Annotated in this window: 16 protein-coding genes; 4 read left to right on the top strand and 12 right to left on the bottom strand. The window is 58.7% G+C overall.

Annotated elements, in window-relative coordinates:
• Window positions 1–141 precede the first annotated feature (141 nt).
• Both MQW23_RS07000 and MQW23_RS06995 read right to left on the bottom strand, forming a co-directional pair.
• Complete coding sequence (locus MQW23_RS07000; protein WP_252107144.1) at window positions 142–1,071, bottom strand: glycosyltransferase family 2 protein; 930 nt, start codon at window positions 1,069–1,071, stop codon at window positions 142–144.
• Window positions 1,064–2,344 carry an oligosaccharide flippase family protein gene (locus MQW23_RS06995; protein WP_252107143.1) on the bottom strand — a complete coding sequence of 427 codons (1,281 nt, stop codon included), beginning with the start codon at window positions 2,342–2,344 and terminating at the stop codon, window positions 1,064–1,066. The genes MQW23_RS07000 and MQW23_RS06995 overlap by 8 nt, the downstream gene beginning before the upstream one ends.
• A gap of 325 nt (window positions 2,345–2,669) precedes the next feature.
• On the opposite strand from MQW23_RS06995, the gene MQW23_RS06990 reads away from it, so the two are divergent.
• Window positions 2,670–4,049 carry a WecB/TagA/CpsF family glycosyltransferase gene (locus MQW23_RS06990; protein ID WP_252107142.1) on the top strand — a complete coding sequence of 460 codons (1,380 nt, stop codon included), beginning with the start codon at window positions 2,670–2,672 and terminating at the stop codon, window positions 4,047–4,049.
• An 11-nt stretch (window positions 4,050–4,060) separates the two neighbouring features.
• On the opposite strand, the gene MQW23_RS19430 is transcribed toward MQW23_RS06990, so the two are convergent.
• The 4 genes from MQW23_RS19430 to MQW23_RS06960 all read right to left on the bottom strand — a co-directional run bounded on the left by MQW23_RS19430 (window position 4,061) and on the right by MQW23_RS06960 (window position 9,383).
• Window positions 4,061–5,806: a response regulator gene (locus tag MQW23_RS19430; RefSeq protein ID WP_286086882.1), complete on the bottom strand. Its 1,746-nt coding sequence runs from the start codon at window positions 5,804–5,806 to the stop codon at window positions 4,061–4,063.
• Window positions 5,803–8,037 carry an ATP-binding protein gene (locus MQW23_RS06970; protein ID WP_252107141.1) on the bottom strand — a complete coding sequence of 745 codons (2,235 nt, stop codon included), beginning with the start codon at window positions 8,035–8,037 and terminating at the stop codon, window positions 5,803–5,805. Before MQW23_RS06970 ends, MQW23_RS19430 begins: the two co-directional genes overlap by 4 nt.
• A gap of 506 nt (window positions 8,038–8,543) precedes the next feature.
• Complete coding sequence (locus MQW23_RS06965) at window positions 8,544–9,047, bottom strand: hypothetical protein (protein WP_252107140.1); 504 nt, start codon at window positions 9,045–9,047, stop codon at window positions 8,544–8,546.
• A 69-nt stretch (window positions 9,048–9,116) separates the two neighbouring features.
• Window positions 9,117–9,383, bottom strand: coding sequence for a DksA/TraR family C4-type zinc finger protein (locus MQW23_RS06960; RefSeq protein WP_252107139.1), 267 nt, complete (start codon window positions 9,381–9,383; stop codon window positions 9,117–9,119).
• Window positions 9,384–9,750: 367 nt separating this feature from the next.
• Between MQW23_RS06960 and MQW23_RS06955 the strand changes: the two genes are divergently transcribed.
• Window positions 9,751–12,621, top strand: a complete 2,871-nt coding sequence (locus MQW23_RS06955) for a bifunctional diguanylate cyclase/phosphodiesterase (protein ID WP_252107138.1) — start codon at window positions 9,751–9,753, stop codon at window positions 12,619–12,621.
• A gap of 10 nt (window positions 12,622–12,631) precedes the next feature.
• Here MQW23_RS06955 and nfsA read toward each other — a convergent pair whose 3' ends face one another.
• From nfsA to MQW23_RS06935, 4 genes are all read right to left on the bottom strand, one after another.
• The gene (gene nfsA, locus MQW23_RS06950; protein WP_252107137.1) at window positions 12,632–13,369 is read right to left on the bottom strand and encodes an oxygen-insensitive NADPH nitroreductase; all 738 of its coding nucleotides are present in this window, start codon (window positions 13,367–13,369) and stop codon (window positions 12,632–12,634) included.
• A gap of 109 nt (window positions 13,370–13,478) precedes the next feature.
• Entirely contained in the window at window positions 13,479–14,885 is a 1,407-nt protein-coding gene (locus tag MQW23_RS06945) for a Na+/H+ antiporter NhaC family protein (RefSeq protein WP_252107136.1), read from the bottom strand.
• Between the two features lie 98 nt (window positions 14,886–14,983).
• Entirely contained in the window at window positions 14,984–16,273 is a 1,290-nt protein-coding gene (locus MQW23_RS06940; RefSeq protein ID WP_252107135.1) for an NAD(P)/FAD-dependent oxidoreductase, read from the bottom strand.
• A 20-nt stretch (window positions 16,274–16,293) separates the two neighbouring features.
• Window positions 16,294–17,091, bottom strand: a complete 798-nt coding sequence (locus MQW23_RS06935) for an IclR family transcriptional regulator (protein ID WP_252107134.1) — start codon at window positions 17,089–17,091, stop codon at window positions 16,294–16,296.
• Between the two features lie 237 nt (window positions 17,092–17,328).
• Here MQW23_RS06935 and MQW23_RS06930 point away from each other — a divergent pair, with 237 nt between their 5' ends.
• Window positions 17,329–18,105: a class I SAM-dependent methyltransferase gene (locus MQW23_RS06930; RefSeq protein ID WP_252107133.1), complete on the top strand. Its 777-nt coding sequence runs from the start codon at window positions 17,329–17,331 to the stop codon at window positions 18,103–18,105.
• A gap of 81 nt (window positions 18,106–18,186) precedes the next feature.
• Here MQW23_RS06930 and MQW23_RS06925 read toward each other — a convergent pair whose 3' ends face one another.
• Window positions 18,187–19,242 carry an NAD(P)-dependent alcohol dehydrogenase gene (locus tag MQW23_RS06925; RefSeq protein ID WP_252107132.1) on the bottom strand — a complete coding sequence of 352 codons (1,056 nt, stop codon included), beginning with the start codon at window positions 19,240–19,242 and terminating at the stop codon, window positions 18,187–18,189.
• Between the two features lie 172 nt (window positions 19,243–19,414).
• Between MQW23_RS06925 and MQW23_RS06920 the strand changes: the two genes are divergently transcribed.
• The gene (locus tag MQW23_RS06920; protein ID WP_252107131.1) at window positions 19,415–20,302 is read left to right on the top strand and encodes an AraC family transcriptional regulator; all 888 of its coding nucleotides are present in this window, start codon (window positions 19,415–19,417) and stop codon (window positions 20,300–20,302) included.
• An 8-nt stretch (window positions 20,303–20,310) separates the two neighbouring features.
• Here MQW23_RS06920 and MQW23_RS06915 read toward each other — a convergent pair whose 3' ends face one another.
• On the bottom strand, window positions 20,311–20,736 hold the full coding sequence (locus tag MQW23_RS06915; RefSeq protein ID WP_252107130.1) for a VOC family protein: 426 nt from the start codon (window positions 20,734–20,736) through the stop codon (window positions 20,311–20,313).
• Window positions 20,737–20,828 lie beyond the last annotated feature (92 nt).

The following is a 20,828-nucleotide window of genomic DNA, read 5'->3' as shown; positions in this document are numbered from 1 at the left end:
CCTTAAACAGGCGAAGCCGAGCACGTTTAATCTCATATCGGCTCGCTACGCTCAAGGGGGAACCACCTACGGGATGAAACCCCATGGAAAGCGGTGATTGGCGTTCTTTTACCGGCAGTCTCTTACTCGCCCATAGAGGCCTCAAGCAAAGATTCTGGCTCGTAAACGCCGGGTCATCATGGGGCCCAGCACCACCCCTGCCAGCGTTAGCGCGCCGCGCTTGGGGTGATTGAAAAAACCGCTCGGTGAGTGTTTCAGGCCATCCAAGGCGTAGTGCCACGCCACGCGATGAGGCAAGCCCGCTCTGAGCGCACGGCGCGCCAGGTAGCGGCAGTAGATGGCGCGCGCGCGATCAACGTTACAGTGCGCCTTGTACTCGAGCGCCAGCGCCCACCAGCCATTGAACATCGCCTCCAGATTGACCGACAGCCCCTCCTCAGACATGCGGTAACCTACCAGCACCTCGGCGATCCCCTGGAGTACCCACCCTTGAGAGACGCAGCGCGCCAACCACTCCTGATCTTCGGCGTGATTCATGCCAATCCGAAAGCCTCCGCTTTGCTCCCAAGTCTGACGGCTAACGACGATATTAGAGCTGGTGCAAACGGGGTTTTCGCCCAGCACGCGCTCCAGCGTCACCGGACCGGTGGGCACCGTCGACCATGCCCGGGCGTCGGCGAACGCGTGAGCGTCAGAAGGTAAAAAAGCGATGCCGGCATAGCTGATTGACACCTGAGGGTGTTGCTGATGAAAACGTTCGTGGGCGAGCAGCTTATCGGGATGCCATAGATCATCGGCATCGAGAAAGACGATCCATTCCCCCCTGCTCGCGCTAGCGCCCTGGTTACGTGCGGCGGAAACGCCGGCATTGGCCTGGTCGATCACCCGGATACGCGAGTCCTGGGCTTGCCACGCCTCGAGCCTTGCCAAGCTGGCATCCCTGGAGCCGTCGTTAACCGCGATCAATTCGAAGGAGGCTTGGCGCTGAGCGAGTACTGACGCAATCGTGGCATCCAACGTCGCGGCGCCATTGTAGACCGGCATCACAATGGAGAAGAGTGGATCAGGCATGCGCAGCCTCCAGTATCGGTGCGGGATGGTGCCGGGCCCTGAACAGCGCACCAAGCGTCACCGGTATCATGATGACCGCCATGCCGACCACATAGGCCACGGCGACCATCTCGAGCCCCAATGAAGAGAATAGCAAAATCGCTCCCAAGCAAACGGCGGTCACCACTGAATTCCACTTGGCTTCCGTCGCGGGGGATTCGTTGGCACGCCACCAAGCGCTTGCACAGGCTGCGAACACCATCGGCACTCCCCCTAGCACAAGAATGGCGACTAGCGGGGCGGCGTCACGCCACTGCTCACCGAACACCAGAGGCACATACCAACCGGCCAAGCCCGACTGCAGCGCCAGTAACGGGGTAAATACGGCCAGTCCCAGCAACAAGCCTACGCGGCCCCGACGCAAGCATTCAGTCGCGTGACCCGCCTTACAAAGGTAGGGGAAGAGCACTTGGCCCAATGCCATAATGAAGGAGGTCGTTAACCCTAGACCCGCGTTGAAGGCGAAGTAGTAGATCCCCAGCGCTTGAACGCCGAACAGCCATCCCACGATGAGTTTATCCAGCTGGCCCCGCGCTACGACGAGTATTTCGGAAATGAGCACGCCTAGTGCAAAGCCGGTGAATTGCTGCCAAGCGGTGTAACCCGCCGCAGGCTCGGGGCGCCAAGCCATGCGCTGCCTTGCCAGCACCAGCCACAGCGGCGCGGTAAGTAGTTTCGGCAGAACGATCGCCCAAGCGCTCGGCCATACCAGCACCAGTACCAGCGTCAGCAGATGATCGCTGATGGTTTGGGCAGCTCCAATACTGGCAATGGCGCCAAACCGCTGGGCCCGCATGAGCAGAAAAACTTGTACCAGGCCACCGGGCATCAGCAGGTACATCCCGGCCAACACCGCCAACATGGCGGCAATATCCGGTTTGTCAAACAGTGCCAGCCCTCCGGCAATCGAGAGCTGTATAGCGGCTACCACGAGGCACCAGAGCCAAAAAAGGCGGTGTGCCGTATTACAGGTCGCCTGCAGGTTTTCCTCGGATTCGGCGATGATACGTTGCCCTATGCCAGCGTTGGCCAACACCCTCACCATTTCGAAAATACTCAGCGCCAGCGCTGCCAGCCCCATCATTTGAGGTGAAACCTGCCGGGCAATGATGACGATAGAGAGTATGCGCACGACGCGCGTGATCATCTCGGCGCTTCCAAAACAGGCGAGCCGCCGCACCAGCAGATTCGCCTCCCCTCTTGTACTGCGCGATAAAAGCGTGCCCATTTTCATGTCGATTCCTCGTAGTTAAATAGAGCCACTAATGACTGGAACCAGAGCCATAATCGCGCCAACCCGAGTAAAGTCCTTTTATTTCATAGACTTGATAAATATTTAGTAAGCGTAAATAGCTTGACCGAGTGTTTTTTAGCTTTTTGCAATGACGGCATTAGCAAAATGCAAAGAATTTTGCGAACACTCCTTATTCAAACCCCACTTGGCGTCCCAAAAAATAACATAAGAGACTGATAAAAATGGATAAAAAATATATGGCACGAAAAATGTAGTACTCCAGGCACAGACCCAAATCCGGTCTTGACCCCCAAGGAGCACTGTCATGAACGCCATCAACCATGCCCTTCACACTCCGTTGACCACCCGCCTTTTCGGTCTTCCTCTGGTTAATGCCACGCGCATCGCCGCCGTGGAGGATATCCTGAGCATGACCCGGCTGCGCAAAAAATCCACGGTCAACTTCGTCAATGCCCACTGCATTAATACCGCCATGCGCCACCCCAAGTACCGCGCCGCGCTGGAAGCGTCCGACCGCTTGCTGCCCGACGGCTCGGGCATGCGAATCGCTTCTCGCTGGGCCAACGCCCCCTTTGGCGAGAACTTGAACGGTACCGATCTTTTCCCGATCATTTGCCAGCAGGCAGCGCAGCGAGGGCTCTCAATCTACTTACTGGGCGGTCGCCCCGCCACCGCCGAGCGCGCCGCGGCCAGAATGGTCGAACGCTTCCCGGCGCTCAAGATCGCGGGTACTCAGGACGGCTACTTCGATGCCGACGACAGTGAACGCGTTATCGCCACGGTAAACGCGAGCCAGCCCGACCTCGTGCTGGTCGGATTCGGTGTCCCGACGCAAGAACTCTGGATCAACGCTCACCGCGACGCCATCGATGCACCGGTGGTGATGGGCGTGGGCGGTCTCTTCGACTACTACGCTGGCAATATTCCCCGGGCGCCGAAAGCGATGCGCCGGGTGGGCTGTGAATGGATTTGGCGGCTCATGCAAGAGCCTCGCCGTTTAGCAAGCCGCTACCTCATCGGCAACACGCTATTTTTGGCACTGGCGCTGCTGCACGCCTTGAGCCTGCATCACCCGATGCGCCTCTTCCAGGCGTTTCTCAAGCGCGCGCTGGATATCACCATCGCAGGCTCGGCCGTCGTGATGCTGTCACCTGCCATCGCCTTGATCGTAGCCTGCATTCGCTTGGAAGACGGTGGGCCGGTACTCTTTAGTCAGCAGCGAATCGGCGCAAAAGGCAAGCCGTTCAAGATGTTCAAATTCCGCTCCATGGTTCAAAACGCCGAAGCTCGCCGGGCCGAGCTGATGGCCCAAAGCGAGCGTGAAGGCGCCTGCTTCAAAATGAAAAAGGATCCTCGCATTACCCGTGTGGGCGCCTTGCTTCGCCGCGCATCGCTGGACGAACTGCCTCAGTTGCTCAACGTGCTTCGCGGCGAGATGTCCATCGTTGGCCCGCGCCCGGCACTTCCCGATGAAGTGGTTAACTATCAAGGCCAGAGCTGGCTGCGCTTGATGGGCAAACCGGGTATTACCTGCATTTGGCAAGTGTCTGGCCGCGCCGATATTCCCTTTGATCGCCAAGTCGAGATGGATGTGGAGTATCTGCAAAACCCCTCCCTTTGGCAGGATATCAAGCTAATCTTCAAAACCATTCCCGCTGTCATCACTGCACGGGGCGCCTATTGATAAACCTCTCTTTACTCAGCGGCATTGATCTCGGCGAACAGGGTGTGAGAGCGAGCAATCACTTTCACACCCTGTTCGCGTATCTGTTTAAGCAGTGTTTCCGCTAGTGGTGGAGAGGCCTCCCTGAACGCTACGATGGTTTGAAACAGCGCCCGAGCGCCAAAATTGCCCGCGACCCCCTTAAGACTGTGCGCCGCCTGCTGCAGGGTATCGCTATCGCCAGCGGCATGGGCGTGGGTCATCTCATGGGTCAGCCTTTCTATATCGGCCACCGCTGCGTTGAGCAGCATGGCCCGGCGATCGGCGGGCAACGACGCGAAGATAGCGCGAAAGTAATCTTCATCCAGTACATCCGCTTCATCTACGTTAGCTGTCGCTTTTTCGTCGGACGTGCCCTCAATGGCCGGTCGCAGGGGCTCGATAAACGCGGTCAATTGACTGGCCAACAGCTCGGCTACCTCCGTGCGCATGACCGGCTTGGTCAAAGCCGCCGTAAAGCCCTTTCTTACTAAATCATGGAGTTCACGACGATTGGCGTGGGCGGTCACCGCAGTGATGGGTAGCGTTGCAAATTGTGGCTGACGTCGAACGGCCTCGACGACTTCCCGCCCCGATAACCGGGGCATCAAAATGTCCAGCATTACCGCATCAAAGCGCTCGGTCTGAATCATCTCGATCGCTTCGTCACCATCGCAGGCAAGCTCAACGCGACATCCCAGAACGTCGAGCATTTGTGCCAGCACGATGCGGTTAGTCTCGATATCATCGACTACCAATACCAAAGGCCTCTGAACACCGCTAAATACCCGCTCATCAGACATTGTCGATTGTAGTGACGCCGCTTTTTCGCAGCTTTCGACACCGTGCCCTGATAGGCTGGTCTGCGGCGGCTGGTAGGCGGCATCGGCATTGGCCATATCGATGATATCCTCGATATGGCTTTTTAATTGAACTGCCGACAGCTGCGCGATGCGCAAGCGCTCTTGCTGCGAGGTATCAAGTGATCCCAGCGACATCAAATCCATCATGCCCAGCAGCCCGTTGAGCGGCGTACGAATATCGTGGCTCATCGCTGCAAGAAACTCCGAGCGCACCCGGTAGGCATCGCTGGTGGCCTTTCTGCTCGCCTCGAGCTCTTCACTCAAGCGGGTCAATTGCTTCACACGGCGATCGGCGACCAGCGCCAGCGCTCGGGCGCGTCGGTCGGCCGCGCGTTGCTCGGTAATGTCCTGCACGGTGCCCAAAAGCGATTGAAACGATCCCTTATCGTCATTTTCACGCCGTAGTACCCAGCGCACCCAACGCACCTCGCCATCGCGCAATATACGGAACTCGTATTCGTGGTCGACCTCGGCCTGCCGGTGGCGATAGAAGTCCTCCTCGAAGCCTCTCACGCGCTCTAAATCGAGCGGGTGAATGGTTTTTAGCATGGTCTCTTCGTCGACCTTTGCCGCCGGGTCCAAGCCAAGTAACCAACTAAACTCGGGGGATGTCGAAAGCCTGCTACCGCGGTCGCGGTGAAAGGTGGCGATACGGGCCGTGCGCTGGGCTCTAAGCAGGTACTGGCTCTCTTTTTCCAGACGTTCACGCAACTGCGACTCGCGCTCCATGAGCTGCTCGTTGGCCAGCATTAGCTCGCGCCCGCGCCGCTCAAGAATCTGCTCGGCTTCCTCGCGGGCAAGTTCAGCACGCGCTAAACGTCGTTGAAGCCTCTCGATGACCTGCGGGGCGTTGGCCGCCGCTTCTTCGCGACTCAATGCTGCCCCTCCCCCTGTTGGGGTGAAGCACCGCTATCAAGCGCATGACGCCGATCGATAGCTCTCAACAACCCAAGTACCTGCTGTTGATTGAGCGTGGCGACACAAGCGGTTAAAAAGCCAAACAGCGCTTGCGCCTTTTGATCCCCGTTGTCACGCGCCTTTTGTTGCAAGCTCTCTAGAAACCGGATTCTTGCTGTTGGGTCACTTTCTTCCAAAACAGTTACGACACTCGACAGCATCGTGCGTACGTCAGGGGGGAGCTCATGGCGATATTGAGAACAAGGAGGCGTTGTCTCACCAAACAGGTAATTAAGCGTTGTATAGAGCTTTTCGCGACTTAGTGGTTTCTCGAGAATGGCATCAAACGTTGCGGCCAGATATGTTTCGCGAACATCGGTTTGACGATGGGCGGTATACGCAATCACTGGAATGCGGCATAACGGCTCCGGCAGTTGGCGAATCAACTCGATACAGCGCTCCCCATCCATTACCGGCATGCTGCTATCCAGGAGTACTGCGTCAAAGGATGAGGTCAGCAAGGTTTCAAGCGCGTCCAGACCATTCTCCGCCTCTTCACAGGTCCCCCCGATGGCCCGCAGCATTCCCTCAGCGATCAGAACGTTGGTTTTATTGTCGTCAACTACTAACACATGCGGGGCGCGGGAGCCGATAAGGGGTAAAACCATTTTGCCATCCGACGCCTTTTTCTGGGACTTGACTCGACGCAGCGGCAAACGTACCCAGAAACAGCTGCCCACGTCGGGTTTACTCTTCACGCCCAGGCTACCCTCCATGGCTTCTGCCAAGCTGCGGCATATAGAAAGCCCAAGACCGGTACCGCCAAACCGACTATATATGGAGTCGTCCGCTTGCTGAAAAGGGGTGAAAAGTTTTTTCTGATCCTCTTCGGCAATCCCCACCCCTGAATCGGCTACCTCGATCAATAGCTGACCATCGGGCTCTTCACTCAACGAAACCTTTATGAAGCCTTGCAAAGTGAATTTAACGGCGTTGCTCAGGAAATTCGCCACGATTTGCTGAATGCGTTTAGGATCTCCTACGACGTCGACCGGCCCCATGACCGAACGCTCCAAACTGAGCTTTTTATCTATTACGCTGGGCTGGAAAAGATCCGCCGTCCCATTGATGACATCGGCCAAATCGAATTCGAAGTCGTCGAGCTGGAAATGGCCGCTCTCGATTTTGGTATGGTCCAGCACATCATCCAGGGTAGCCATCAGCGATTTCGAGGCGCTGCTGATGGCCCGCAGTCGCTTAAAATTTTCTTTTAAATCGAAGGTGGTTTTCACCCAAGCATCTTCGACCAGCAGCGCATCCAACATACCGATGATACCGGCCAGCGGCGTACGAATCTCATGACTCATGGTGGCCAGTAGCATCTTGTTGGCTTGAGCTTCGGCCAGCGCCTCATCACGAGCGGCAATCAGTTGACGCGTCACCGTATTTTCCTGCGTGCAATCGTGAATCACACCAAATACGGACACCGGCTGCTGTGCTTTGTCCAGCTCGATATTCCACTGTACGTCGACGGCTCGAAACACCCCGTCCGGCCGACGGATCGAGGCCTTGAAAGCCGTGCCCTCCTTACGTGCCACCGACTCCGCCAACAGTTGATTAACCCGCTGTCGGTCATCGGGCAGGTAGGCATCCATGACTTCTTCCAGGGAGACGTCGCTTCCCTCTTCAAAGCCATGAATGTTGTATACCCCTCGGGACCAGATGATGCTTTGGTCGCTGAGCATGAGTCGCCAATGGCCAAGCCCTGCTTTTTGCTCGGCGTCATTGAGCATACGCAGGCTCTCTTTTAGCTGCGCCTGAGCCTGATGTGCCGTTGTAACATTCTCGACAGAAACGATAAAACGGTCAGGGGTTTCAACTTTTTCTGGCAGATATTCGATTTGGATATCGAGCCAAATACCCTCACGCTCGGTACGGTATTGATAGCTCGAGTCTTGCTCAGCAGCCTCCCTTGCGCGCGACAGTAACTGCGCGACAGTACAACCATCGCTATCATCAGGTTCACGTGGAAGCGGAAGCAGGCTGCAAAGAGGCGTACCAATGCCGATGTGGCGCTCGACGCCGAGCAATTTCCACGCTCCTCGACTGCCAAGGCGGATGGTGCCAGATGTATCCAAGAGCAAAAGAGCTTGATGCGAAATCAGACTAAATAGATTCGCCGATTCGGCATCGAAGACTGGCTGCTGCATGAGCGCCCCCACCCACTTTGTAATTTGTTTGACTACATTATCGCGTTGTCGCTTCAAGCAATTTCACAAAATACGCTACTACTAAAAGGTTAATACTAGAATAGCGGCCAGATGATCACTTCTCATAAAAATGTACCACACCGTAGCCATGGGGCTAGAGGGTCAATCAACTAATAAATATGATCAAAACGACAATTGAAAAAGTGGTCTGAGCCGACCTGGTTTCCATTTCGATTGATAAAACAAGCGACTTAACGTAACCGAAAAAACATCGAATACGCCTACTGTAGTGGGGGCCGGTGTGCATCGCGAATGCGCTTGGGGTTGTCGGTAGCAAAGCATTTTTCAGTTGGTATTATCCGCAAAAGCCGTTCGGGCCGCTCGGTGAAAAAGCTAGCCTCGGGGATGCTCGAGGCCCTCGCATACGGTTTCCAACCGGTAGCCGACTGGCGCTTGCTCTTAGGCCCGTGCCCAGGGCGGGGTCGTTGACGCCACACTTGCCGCCATCAGCGCGACGGCGGCTCGGTGGCCGTCGTCGCGCGGTGCGCGTGGTGTCGCCCGCGACCGCGCAGCAGCGCCAGTGTCAGCCCGGCGGCGCCGGCGCTTGCGAGCATCGCCACGAACCCAAGCGTGGTGCGGGTAGCAGCCATGAGCGTGGGCATCGGGGCAAACCGGTCGACCAGATGAAAGGTCAAAAACAGCGCGATGATGGCCAGCAGCGGACAGAGCAGCAGCCGATAGCGCCCGGCCAGCGCCAGCCGCGATATGAAAAGCGCCACGCCCTGAGAGACGGTGAAACCCACTGAAAACAGCAGCGCGTAGATCGGTGAGAAGGTGACCAGATCCCAGAGCGTGGTCATCACGCGGCGAAACGCTGAGACCTCGACGCCCATGGTCGAAAGCGCCGCCAAATTGGCTTGGGTCTGGATGATGCTGCCAAGCACCATGCCCACCAACAGCGCGATCGCAACATGCAGGCTGACGGTAAACCAGGGGGATCTTTTTTGCATGAAAACGCTCTTCCCAACGTGAGGTGCCAGAACAGGGGGGCCGCGAAACGTACCATCGACCAAGGCACTCTAACGCAGCTGACTATCCTTGCTACCGCGGCGGTTATAGCCGCTGGTGCGGCTGGCGTGCTTGTCCTGCTCGGTCTGGCAGGCGACACAGAGCCTGACGCCGGGCAATGCCTTGCGCCGCGGCTCGGGAATCACCGCCTCGCACTCTTCGCAGTGATGGCGGCTTTCGCCGCTGGGTAGCTGGCTGCGCGCCCATTCCACCCCCTCTTCGAGCGTGCTCTCGATCTGCTCCTGCTCGGCGCCATCCTTTGCCCATCCACCGGCCATGTGACTCTCCTTGACTGTGTGCAGACAGCGCATCCGCGCGCCGTACTTTTTGTGACCTTCGCCATGAGTATAGTGCCCTTGGTGCTTGGCTGCCTTTGGCAAAAACGCCGCCGATGCGCTTTCCCGCGCCGTTTTTCGCCGTGCACCGAGATAGCGCGGTTTTATCCGCTATTGAAGGTTTTAGCCCTCCTCGAAAGCCGATAAGCTCGCCTTATGAAAAGCGTCTAATAAAAGGCATTTGGCCTGACTGCGCTTGGCTCACCTGCATTTAAATGAACAGGTTTTGACAGGCAAGCGACAACGGACACATGCTTTCATCATCACCTTCATACGTTTTTAAGCGTTATTTAACGGGAAACATCTATTCATGCAGCCTACGGCAAACTGCCAGTCGCCTCGCTGGCTGAGCCTGACTTGGCGTGTACTGGCGCTGAGCAGCCTTTTGCTTATGGTACTGGTGGTGCTTTTCGTTTGTTTGGGTCAGTACTATTTGACCCAGCAGCTGGAGTCGACCCGCTATCAGCATCACGAGCGCCAGCAACGCGAAATTCATCTGGCCATGCAGCGCTCCAGCGATAGTCTGCGCCAGCTGGCCGGGCTTGCCACCACCACCCCGGAACTGGGCACCGCCCTTGAAAACGATGACCTGCCCACGCTTCGCTCGCTGCTGGGCGCCCAGTGGCCAACGCTGCAACTCGAAGGCGGGGTGGATAACATTTTCGTGTTTAACCGCCTTGGTGATCAGGTCGTGCATCTGGGCCACGGCGACGAGATGCCGATTTTCCCCGCTCGACGCTGGATCGATGACGTGCTGCAAACGCAAACGTCGATGTCGCGGCTTCGCTGCGCGCTGACCTGTCATCAGTTCGTCGCGGTACCGGTGCTCAGCGATGGTGTCAACCAAGGGGTGATGATCCTTTCGCGCAACCTCGCCGAGACGATGCGCGAGGTCAAGGCGGTCTCGGGCAGCGAGATCGCCTTGATGGTGACTAGCAGCGACGACCGCGATAGCGCGCAGCAGTTGAGCATCCCCGAGTGGGAAGGCTACATCGTCGCGCTGACACGCCCGGAGCAAGCGATGCCGGTTTTGCGAACGGCTGCAAAAGATGTTTCGATTCATCAGCTGGTCAACGCGCCCTATAGCGTGTCCCGTGAGAACCGCCAAATCGAGGTAAGCGCCGTCTACATGCAGGATGACGGCGACTGGCGAAGCGCCGGCTACTTTCTGCTGGTGGCCGACACGTCGCTTCAGATGATCGCCATTGAGTCAGCCACCCGCACGCTGATGCTGACGGGGGTGGCCGGCGGGATACTCGCCGAGCTTCTGCTACTGCTCATTCTTTTTGGGCCGATGGCGCGGCTTCGCCACGTTTCCGAGCTGCTGCCCTCTCTGGCGCGCGGAGAGTTCGACAGCGTACAGCGCCGGCTATCGTTTACCCACTCGCCTTGGCGTAACGAAATCGACGTGCTCGAAGAAGCCACCCGCGATCTGGCCCTGCAGCTCAATACCCTCGAGGATGATGCCAAAGAGCGCAGTGTCGAACTCTCAAGCCGCATCGAGGAACTCGCCGGCGAGCGCGACTTCGTCAACAGCCTGCTCAACACCGCCCAGATGTTCATCATCGCCCAGGATGCGCTGGGCTATATCCGCCTGGTCAACGGCTACACCTGCAAGGCACTTGGGCTCGAGCAAGACGATCTGATCGGGCGTCGGTTCGGCGAAGTGTTCAATCACCCCTACCCAATGATCCTACCGCTGGTGGAGCGCCGCCGCCCGCTAAGCGGTGAGCCGCTTAGCGTCGAGCGGCCCGCCCCGGAGGAGAGCACGTTCGAGACGGCCAACAAGCAGCGCTCTACCGTTGCCTGGTATCATGCGCCCTTGAACCAGGCGCACAACGGCGGGCTTTCACGCATTACCGTGGGGCTGGACATTACCGAGCGCAAGATTGCCGAGGCGCGCCTGACCTGGCTTGCCGAGCGTGACACCACCACCGAGCTCTACAACCGCCGCTACTTCCAGGATGCGCTGCAGCTCTCACTTAAGGAGCATGCCGAGGTGGCCGTGTTGCTACTCGATCTCAACCAGTTCAAGGAGATCAACGAGCTCAGTGGTCATCACGTCGGCGATTCGCTGCTCAAAGAGGTCGCCTTCACGCTCAGCGCCAATCTGGGACAGCGCAGCACCATCGCACGCTTGGGTGGCGACGAGTTCGCGCTACTGATGACCGATATCGGCAGCGACCAGTCCATTGGGGTCGCTCAGTATATCGTTCAGCTCATCAATGCCATCGACTTCAGCGCCGGTGGCCGCAAGCACCACATTGGCGCCAGCGTCGGCATCGCGCTCTACCCGCTGCACGGCAATACGCCAGAGGATCTGCTGGCCAGCGCCGATATCGCGATGTACAAGGCGAAAGAGCGCGGTAACCCCTACTGGCACCTGCTGTCGATGGTCGACAATGCGAAAAGCGAGCTTCAGGAGCGGGTCTACTGGATCGAGCGGGTGCGCACGGCGCTGGAAAACGACGAGTTCGAAATCTGGGTTCAGCCGATCATGTGTCTCAAGGATCACTCAGTGAAACACTTCGAGGTGCTTTTACGCCTGAGAAACGCCGACCAGAGCCTTGTGCTCCCGGCGCACTTCATTCCCATTGCCGAGCAGAGCGGGCTGATTACGCAAGTGGACCGGTGGGTGATTCACCAAAGCCTGCAGGCGTTGACCATACTGCAAGGGCGCGGCATTTCGCTGGCGCTCAATCTGTCCGGGCAGTCGTTGCACGACCATGGCTTGCGCCAGTATCTGACCCAGGAGCTTCAAACCCACCGGATCGATCCATGTCGACTGATTCTCGAGGTGACCGAAACCGCCGCGATCACCGACTTTTCGATTGCCCACAACGTGCTACAAAAGCTGCGCGAACTGGGCTGCAAAACGGCGTTGGACGATTTCGGCGTGGGCTTTAGCAGCTTCCACTACCTGGGGCAGTTGCCGGTGGATTACATCAAGATCGACGGGTCGTTCATCCGCAACCTGCTGACCGACAGCGACAGCCAAACCATCGTCAAAGCCATTGCCGATATCGCTCGTGGTTTCGGTAAACAGACCATCGCCGAGTTCGTCGATCAGCAGGCGCTCGTGCCCATCCTGCAGTCACACGGTATTAATTACGCCCAAGGGTATCATTTGGGCAGGCCCATACCGCTGAAGGAGCTGCTCAACGACGCCATCCAATGGTGAGGGCCAAGCCCTATTTCATTTCGAAGCCGCGCTCGATGAGAAACTCGCGCATGTGGGCGCGCAGCTTGGTTTCGAACAGCGGGGTTAAATTGTGCGACCAGTCGGTGTCCTTGTTGGCGCTGCTGCGTGCCTGGTAGTAGGCGCGCATGGTCTCGTCGAAAGCGGCGACCTGCTCGCGGTCATCCTGGTAGACGTCCTGCTTGAGGATCGCCTCCACCGGTAGGCGCGGCTTCACTTCAGGCAATTTGTCCGGCTCCGGATAGCCAAGGCAGAGCCCAAACACCGGATAGACCTGGTCGGGCAGCGCTAGAAGTTCACTGACCGCTTGGGGGTTATTACGAATACCGCCGATATAGCAGATCCCCAGGCCTTCGGACTCCGCTGCGACCACCACGTTCTGAGCGACCAGCGCCGCATCGACGGTGGCAACCAGCAGCTGTTCGGTCATACCCGAGACCACCTCGGCCCCGGCGCGCTCGGCGGCCTCGAGCGGACGCTTCATGTCCGCGCAGAACACCAGAAAGTGGGAGGCGCTGGCGATATAGGGCTGTCCGCCGGCAAGCTCCGCGAGCTTTTCACGCTTTTCCGGCGCTTTCACATCGATGATGCTATAGGCCTGCACATGGCTCGAGGTCGCCGCCGCCTGGCCGGCCTCGATCAGCTCCAGCAAAAGCCCCTGCGGGATGCTCTGATCGCGAAATTTACGCACCGAGCGGTGGCTCATCATCTGCTTGATCGTGTCGTTCATGGGGGCTGTTCTCTCAAATGTGTTTCGAAAAGCGCCCTAGCATCGCACACTTCTACGCCCGACTCCTACCACGCGTTGCTTGCAGCCCCCCTGCCCTCGCCGTATACCCTCAAAACGAGGCGCCCAGCGCCAAGTAGATCAGAAACGACGGCAGAGCGACGGCCAGCGCGAAGGGAATCTGAGTCTTGATATGATCGATATGATCCGACGCTGCCCCCGTGGATGCCAACACCGACGTATCCGACAACGGGGAACAGTGATCGCCGAAAACGCCGCCTCCGGCAACGGCGGCTACGGTGGCATAGACCAGTGGCGTCAAGTCATCTGCGCTGAAGTTGAAAGCTAGTGGTACCGCCAGCGGCATGACGATCGCGAAGGTGCCCCACGAGGAGCCGGTCGAGAAGGCGACGAGTGCGGCGATCAGGAAGGTCACGGCGGGCAGCAGGGACGGGGTCAGCCAACTGCGCGAAGCCTCGACGATATAGCTGGCGGTGCCCATGTCCTTGGATAGCTGGTTGAGCGAATACGCCAGCGCCAGGATGATGATAGCGGGCATGACCCCTTTCATGCCGGAGATGGCGGTCTTCATGATGTCATCAAAAGGAATGCCTTGCAGTCGCATGACCACTCCCAAAAAGATCGCCGCGGCCAGGAAGGCCTCCATCGTCTTGGCCGAGTCGAGCACGATGAAGGTTCCCACGGCGATACCGATGACGATGAGCACTGGCGCAAAGAAGTTCAGAAAAAGGCTGGTCCGCGCACCTTCATAGGCGGGAATATCCGTCAACTCTTCGCCTACCAGCGGTTCGGCCCCGTCGCGCAGAACCTTGCCCTCCTCCATTGCCCGGCGTTCGGCACGCCGCATTGGCCCAAACAGAGGTACGACGCCCACGATGACCAGCCCGACCACGAGCACAGAGAGCCAGGCATAGAGATTGAAAGGGATCGCCTTGAGGAACACGCCCATGGCCTGGCCTGCCGTCTCGATGGGTCCCATGCCGATCAGAAGCCCGGAGATGAACACTGCCCAGCCGGTGATCGGCACCAACACGCTGACCGGTGCCGAGGTCGAGTCCGCGATGTAGGCAAGCTTCTCCCGCGAAACTCTGTAGCGGTCGGTCAACCCGCGCATGGTGCTGCCCACGAAGAGCGGGCTGAAATAATCGCTGAAAAAGACGAACATGCCCATGACCCAGGCGATGAGTTGCACTTTCATTCGCGTCAATGCTCGGCGTTCGACCCAAGCGGTAAAGTTCTGGATCGCGCCGGTCCGCTGAAAGAAGGCGATCACGGTACCGATGAAAAGCTCGAGCAGCAGTATCCAGGAAAAGCTCGTTGTCCCCAGGGTTTCCTTGAGCAGGGTCGGAAACCCCATCAACCCTTGGCCAAGGGTCAAAACGCCCACAAAACAGGCGACCGCGAGCGAAAATACCGTATTACGCGTCACGAAAGCCAACAGGATGGCAAGCGTCGCGGGCAGGATCGAAAGCACTCCAATATGCGCATCAGGGGGCATGGCAATATCTCTTCTTGTAGTGGGACGTATCGTTTCTTGTAGTGGGACGTATCGTTTCTTGTAGTGAGGAATGTCGTTACGTGAAGCGAAGCGGTGGCTCAGGTTTCACTGATGGCCTTACGCCGCTCCATGCGACTTTTGATATGAAACCCCAGCCGGCGAAGCGGCTCGGGCGGCATCCAGCTCGCGGTGCCGAACAGGGCCTGAACGTCTTCTACCTCGAGCCCCATCGCTCGACGTGCCAAGGCATCCCCCAGATAAGTGCCTTTAACGATGCCACCGCCGTTGCAACCCGCCGAGACGTGAAGCCCTGGGGCGATCTCGCCCCAGAGCGGCGCACCGTTGTAGGTTAGGCCGGTAGTGCCTCCCCACAGGCTTTCGAAGCGAATGGGCGCAAGCTCCGGGTAGCGTGCTTCGAGGCTCGCCTTCAGCTCGGCTTCTATGCGATCGTTATCGGCTTCGCGCTCATAGCTGTAGCGCGAACGAATCATCAAGCGCCCGTCTTCGGTGGTACGCAGCGTACAGCCGAGTCGGTGAGCCGGCAGAAGCCCCCAAGGCTCGCGCGCGATACGCAGCCGGTGTTGTTCGGGCAGAAGCTCGGTCAGCGCGGCATAGGTATAGATGGCCACCAGACGCGAGGTATCGGCGCCCAGGGCCCGCGAGAAGGCATTGTTGGCGAGCAGAACACAGGGAGCGCGGACCTCGCCTTGCGCGGTGGAGACGCGCCAGTCGCTGCCATCGGCGATGATATCGCGCACCGCCGTCTGCTCGTAAAGCTCTACGCCAGCGGGCAGTCCCTCCACCAGCGTACGAATCAGCGCCGCCGGCTGAACCAGGTAGCAATCCGGCGAGTAAAGCCCTTCCAGGTAATACTCGGTTCCCAAGCGCTCTGCGAGCTCGCCCTGGTTCAGCGCTTCATAACGAAGCTTCGCTGCGTCGAGAAACCCTCGATACTGAGCGAGCGAGCGTCTGCCCACGTCACTGCGTGCGGCCCGGTAGGTACCGCTATGCTGTAGCTGGCAGTCGCCACCCAGCTCTTCGACACGTTGGCGCAGCGTGGCCATCGTCTGCCGACTGAGAGCGTTGAGCTGTGACATACGCGCCAGCTCGTCGGGATGCGCATCGTTGGCCAGGGCTACCTCCAACATGAAACCCGAGTTTCGGCCGGGACTCCCCTCGCCCACCTGATCGGCTTCGAGGAGCAAAATGCGATCCCCCGGGCGCTGGCGATGCCACGCCAGGGCGGCAGCCACGCCGGTATAGCCTGCACCGACGATGACCACGTCGGCACGCTCCGGGCCCACAAGCGATGGACGCGGCGTCCGCGAGGGCAGCCAAGCGTTCCAGCCGCAACGGCGTTGATGAGTCGGATGTGTAGCTAAAGGCATGGGGTATCAGTCCCGTCGGATCATTCGAAAAAGAGCAGACCGTGCGCTTGATTGACCAGCTCGAGGGTTTCTTTTTTCATATGTGCCAGCACATCCTGTCGATGCGCATCGGTCATGCGTGACTTAAGCATCGAGCAGCTCAAGGCCCCCAGCGGATGCCCGCTGTGATCGAGAATGGGCACGGCCAGCCCCGCGAACTCGGGTAGCAGCGAGCCTTCTACTCCTCGCGAGAAACCGTGTTCATGCAAATGATCGATCTCGGTTTTTACAGCGCAGATCGAGATCGCATACTCACGCTCGAGCAGACTGGCGTTGATGGCGAGGATCTCGTCGCGTTCGCCCTCTGGCAGGCACGCCAAAAGCGCAATGGATGCCTGACCAACGCCCAGCGGTACGCGGCCACCGGTCGCTCTAACGAAGCTTCCCACCGGATAGGCACCGTTCTGGACCTCGAGGCAGACGGCATTGACGCCATCACGAGCGAACAGGTAAAAACTGTCTCCCAGCGACTGGGCCAGAGAGAGCATACGAGGCCTCGCCAAATCGCGAAGGCCCGCACCATTGCCCGCCTGGGCGCCCAATACGAGCAGTTCATACCCCAACAGATATCGCCCCCGCTGGGTGGAGGAGCGCAGAAAGCCTTGCTCCTTGAGACTTTTGAGCAAGCGGTAAAGCGTTGGGCGGCTAACGTTAAGCGCATCCAGATAGTCGTCGATGCCGGCGCCGCGATGTGCTCCCTGCGCCGTTACTTGCAGTATCTGCATGGCGTGAAGAAGCGTCGAGGGGCCCGAGGTGAGCGTAAGCTCTTGGTTGGCCATGGCTGTCTTTATGCTTGTCGTTATGAAAGGGATGTCTAACAAGCTATCAAGACAAAATACTGATTTCATCTCGCATAATGAGACAACAGACGGAGCATTATCGACATGACGCTTTTACATACCTGAGCAATCGATTTATCTTTGCCTATGACTTAGCGATACAGCAGCGAGCTGGACCGGGTGCCAAGCTATACTGGATAAGTCTATTGCCCTTCTCAATGACGTCAGGAAACAACCATGACCGATATTTCGAATAACACCTCTGGGCAAACCTGGGATGCTACCAGCTACTCGCAGCATGCCGATTATGTCGTGACTTACGGCAAGGATGTCGTCAAGTTGTTATCGCCGAAGCCGGGCGAAAGAATTCTCGATTTAGGCTGTGGAGACGGCGCACTAACCGAATACATCGGCCAAACGGGCGCCGAGGTGGTCGGCGTCGATGCCTCCGAGGAGATGATCAAGGCGGCTCTGGCCCGAGGCGTGAACGCGCGGCGCATCGATGCTTACCAGCTTCCCTTCGATCAGGAGTTCGACGCGGTGTTCAGCAACGCCGCGCTGCACTGGATGCTCGACCCGCAAACGGTGCTGGCCTGCATCAAGCGCGCCCTAAAACCCGGCGGGCGCTTCGTGGCGGAGTTCGGCGGGCACGGCAACGTCGCCGCTATCTGCACCGCGCTGATCGCCTCATTACAGTTTCGCGGCATCAGCGCCAAGCACCGCCATCCCTGGTACTTCCCCACCGTCGAGGAGTACGCCCACCTGCTCGAAACCGTTGGTTTCAAGGTCGATAGCATCGAGCTGATCGCTCGGCCCACGAAGCTTCCGACCGGCATGGCCAACTGGCTCGATACCTTCGCCAGCCCCTTCTTCCACGGCCTTGATGACGACATCAAGGAGACGGTGATGGACAACACGCTGAATTTGCTCTCCCACAGCCTGAGCGACGGCCAGGGTCACTGGAGCGCCGACTACGTGCGCCTGCGCGTGACGGCCCACCTGCCCACATCCTAGTTTGGGCGCAGCGCACCATGCGAAAACGCCGCACGCAGTGAGCGGGCGGCGAGTATCAAGACGCGATGTCCAACACCAGGTTTAGGCGTTTTTCAGCGTCGCCATGTCGATTACGAAGCGGTAGCGCACGTCGCCTTTCTCCATCCGCTCGAAGCCTTCGTTGATGTCGTTGATATCGAGCATTTCGATATCGCAGCTGATGCCCTGTTCGGCACACAGCGTCAAAAGCTCTTCGGTTTCAGCGATGCCACCAATTAGCGAGCCCGCCACCACGCGACGCTTGAACACCAGATTGAAGGCTTCGATGGCCGGCTCGATGGGCTCCAGCAAACCTACCAGAATGTGCGTGCCGTCGTACTTGAGCGAGGCGAGATACGGGTTCAGATCGTGCTGGACCGGCACGGTGTCGAGCATGAAATCGAACGTCTCTGCCACCGCCTCCATCTGCGCCTGGTCGCTCGAGACTACGACATGATCGGCACCGTTACGCTTGGCCTCCTCGACCTTGGCGCTGGAGCGCGTGAACACGGTGACTTCCGCGCCCAGCGCCTTGGCAAGCTTCACGCCCATGTGACCAAGCCCGCCCATGCCGATCACGCCCACCTTGTGGCCCTTGCCCACACCGTGATGCTTCAACGGAGAATAGGTAGTGATGCCGGCGCACAGAATGGGCGCGGCCGAGGCCAGATCGATGCCGTCCGGCATTCTAAGCACGAAGTGTTCGCTGACCACGATGGAATCCGAGTAGCCGCCCTGGGTGATGGTGCCGTCCTGCCGGTCGGGGCTACCGTAGGTCATGGTAAAGCCTTCGAGGCAGTACTGCTCCACGCCGTTCTTACAGGCACTGCAGGTGCGGCAGGAATCGACCATGCAGCCCACGCCGACCAGATCACCTGTCTTGAAGCGGCTGACCTTGTCGCCTACCGCCGTGACGCGGCCGACGATCTCGTGCCCCGGCACGACCGGATACTGGCTCATGCCCCAGTCGTTGCGCGCGAAGTGAAGATCGCTGTGGCAGACGCCGCAGTAAAGAATCTCGATGGCGACGTCATCGGCGCGCGGCGCACGGCGATCGAAGCTGAAGGGGGCCAGCGGCTGATCGGCGGCAAACGCGGCAAAGGATTGTGTCTGACTCATGAGTACTCCTGAAGGGTCAATCGTGGGTGCTGATTATCGCCCACCAGGTAGGGCTTTACGATGCAGAAAGCTACGCAGTTTTTGCTCGTTTCTCCAAAACCGAGTGATCAAGTAACAATAAAGCGGTCAAAAATGGCACAATCTTTTGAAACCACCCGCCTGGAGACTCTCCATGGTCACCCCTTTTCATACCTCGACGACGCTTTCCGGGCTCATTGCGGCGCTGATTCGCCACGACGGCTTTAACGCCACGCCGCTTGAGCAGGTGTCGCTTTTGTATCTTGGCCGCCACCAGCCGCGCACGCCGCTGATGTACGAGCCCAGCCTGATCGTGATCGCTCAGGGGCGTAAGACCGGCTATCTGGGCGACCGTGAAATCCACTACGATCCGGGGCAGTACCTGGTGCAAACTCTGCCGCTGCCATTCGAGTGTGAAACCTACGCAAGCTCCACGGCGCCGCTGTTGGGCGTGTCGATCAAGCTCGACCCGGCGCTTCTGGGTGAACTGACCAGCGCCATGGGTCAACCTGCGCCGGTCGAGGCGTTTCCTCAGCCCATGGCCTCGGTGGCAATGAGCGCGACCATGCAGGGCGCGATTCTTAGGCTGGCCGAAACGCTGGGGGATACGGGAGCGTGCCGGGCGATGGGCGCGGCGCGCATTCGCGAGGTCGTGTTCGAGGCGCTCAACGGCGAGCAGGGCCCTGCGCTGCGCGCGCTGGTGCAAGGCCACGGGCATTACGGGCGTATCGTGCAGGCATTGTCGACGCTGCACGACCACTTCGACCAGGAGGTGAGCGTCGAGGCACTGGCGCGGCGGGTGAACATGTCCGGGTCGGCGTTTCATCAGCACTTCAAGCAGATCACACGCACCTCGCCCGGTCAGTACGTCAAACGCCTGCGCTTGTTGAAAGCGCAGGCGCTACTGGCCGGCCAGAGTCATAACGTCAACCAGACGGCGCTCGCAGTGGGCTATCGCAGCGCCGCCCAGTTCAGCCGCGACTACAAACGCTACTTCGGTCATACGCCGTTGGCGCACCGCCAGCGAGAACGCCAAACCTGAGCGCGGCCCTATTTAGCGAAAATCTGGCTCTTGTCCTTGAAGGCCTTGAACTCGAGGGCATTGCCGCAGGGGTCGAGCAGAAACATGGTGGCCTGCTCGCCGACCTGACCCTTGAAGCGCACGTAGGGCTCAATGACGAACTCGATACCCTGGTTTTTCAGCCGCTCGGCCAGCGCCTCCCACTCGTCCCACTCCAGCAGCACGCCGAAGTGCGGCACCGGTACATCGTGGCCGTCCACCGGGTTGGTGTGGGCGTTCTCTTGGCCCGGGGTTTTCGGGTGGCCGTGAATGACCAGCTGATGGCCGAAGAAGTTGAAGTCTACCCAGTTGTCGCTGGAGCGGCCCTCTTCGAGACCGAACACGTCGTTATAAAACGCGCGTGCCAGCGGCACGTCATAAACAGGAATGGCGAGATGAAAGGGGGAAAGGCTCATGGCAGGCTCCTCTATAAGGTCATGAGTGCGTCGATTGCGCGTAAAATCCATGCTAGGCCGCTTTATGCCAAAATAAAATCAATATTTTTTTG

Origin of the sequence: Halomonas sp. S3-1-1 (assembly GCF_023757625.1) — a bacterium.
GTDB lineage: Bacteria > Pseudomonadota > Gammaproteobacteria > Pseudomonadales > Halomonadaceae > Vreelandella.
The sequence above is the reverse complement of the archived record's forward strand: the minus strand, read 5'-3'. Positions and strand labels throughout refer to the sequence as shown.

Coding starts and splice junctions, on each gene's coding strand:
- MQW23_RS07000 (WP_252107144.1), bottom strand. CDS start 1,071: ATGCCTGATCCACTCTTCTCCATTGTGATGCCGGTCTACAATGGCGCC.
- MQW23_RS06995 (WP_252107143.1), bottom strand. CDS start 2,344: ATGAAAATGGGCACGCTTTTATCGCGCAGTACAAGAGGGGAGGCGAAT.
- MQW23_RS06990 (WP_252107142.1), top strand. CDS start 2,670: ATGAACGCCATCAACCATGCCCTTCACACTCCGTTGACCACCCGCCTT.
- MQW23_RS06970 (WP_252107141.1), bottom strand. CDS start 8,037: ATGCAGCAGCCAGTCTTCGATGCCGAATCGGCGAATCTATTTAGTCTG.
- MQW23_RS06965 (WP_252107140.1), bottom strand. CDS start 9,047: ATGCAAAAAAGATCCCCCTGGTTTACCGTCAGCCTGCATGTTGCGATC.
- MQW23_RS06960 (WP_252107139.1), bottom strand. CDS start 9,383: ATGGCCGGTGGATGGGCAAAGGATGGCGCCGAGCAGGAGCAGATCGAG.
- MQW23_RS06955 (WP_252107138.1), top strand. CDS start 9,751: ATGCAGCCTACGGCAAACTGCCAGTCGCCTCGCTGGCTGAGCCTGACT.
- nfsA (WP_252107137.1), bottom strand. CDS start 13,369: ATGAACGACACGATCAAGCAGATGATGAGCCACCGCTCGGTGCGTAAA.
- MQW23_RS06945 (WP_252107136.1), bottom strand. CDS start 14,885: ATGCCCCCTGATGCGCATATTGGAGTGCTTTCGATCCTGCCCGCGACG.
- MQW23_RS06940 (WP_252107135.1), bottom strand. CDS start 16,273: ATGCCTTTAGCTACACATCCGACTCATCAACGCCGTTGCGGCTGGAAC.
- MQW23_RS06935 (WP_252107134.1), bottom strand. CDS start 17,091: ATGGCCAACCAAGAGCTTACGCTCACCTCGGGCCCCTCGACGCTTCTT.
- MQW23_RS06930 (WP_252107133.1), top strand. CDS start 17,329: ATGACCGATATTTCGAATAACACCTCTGGGCAAACCTGGGATGCTACC.
- MQW23_RS06925 (WP_252107132.1), bottom strand. CDS start 19,242: ATGAGTCAGACACAATCCTTTGCCGCGTTTGCCGCCGATCAGCCGCTG.
- MQW23_RS06920 (WP_252107131.1), top strand. CDS start 19,415: ATGGTCACCCCTTTTCATACCTCGACGACGCTTTCCGGGCTCATTGCG.
- MQW23_RS06915 (WP_252107130.1), bottom strand. CDS start 20,736: ATGAGCCTTTCCCCCTTTCATCTCGCCATTCCTGTTTATGACGTGCCG.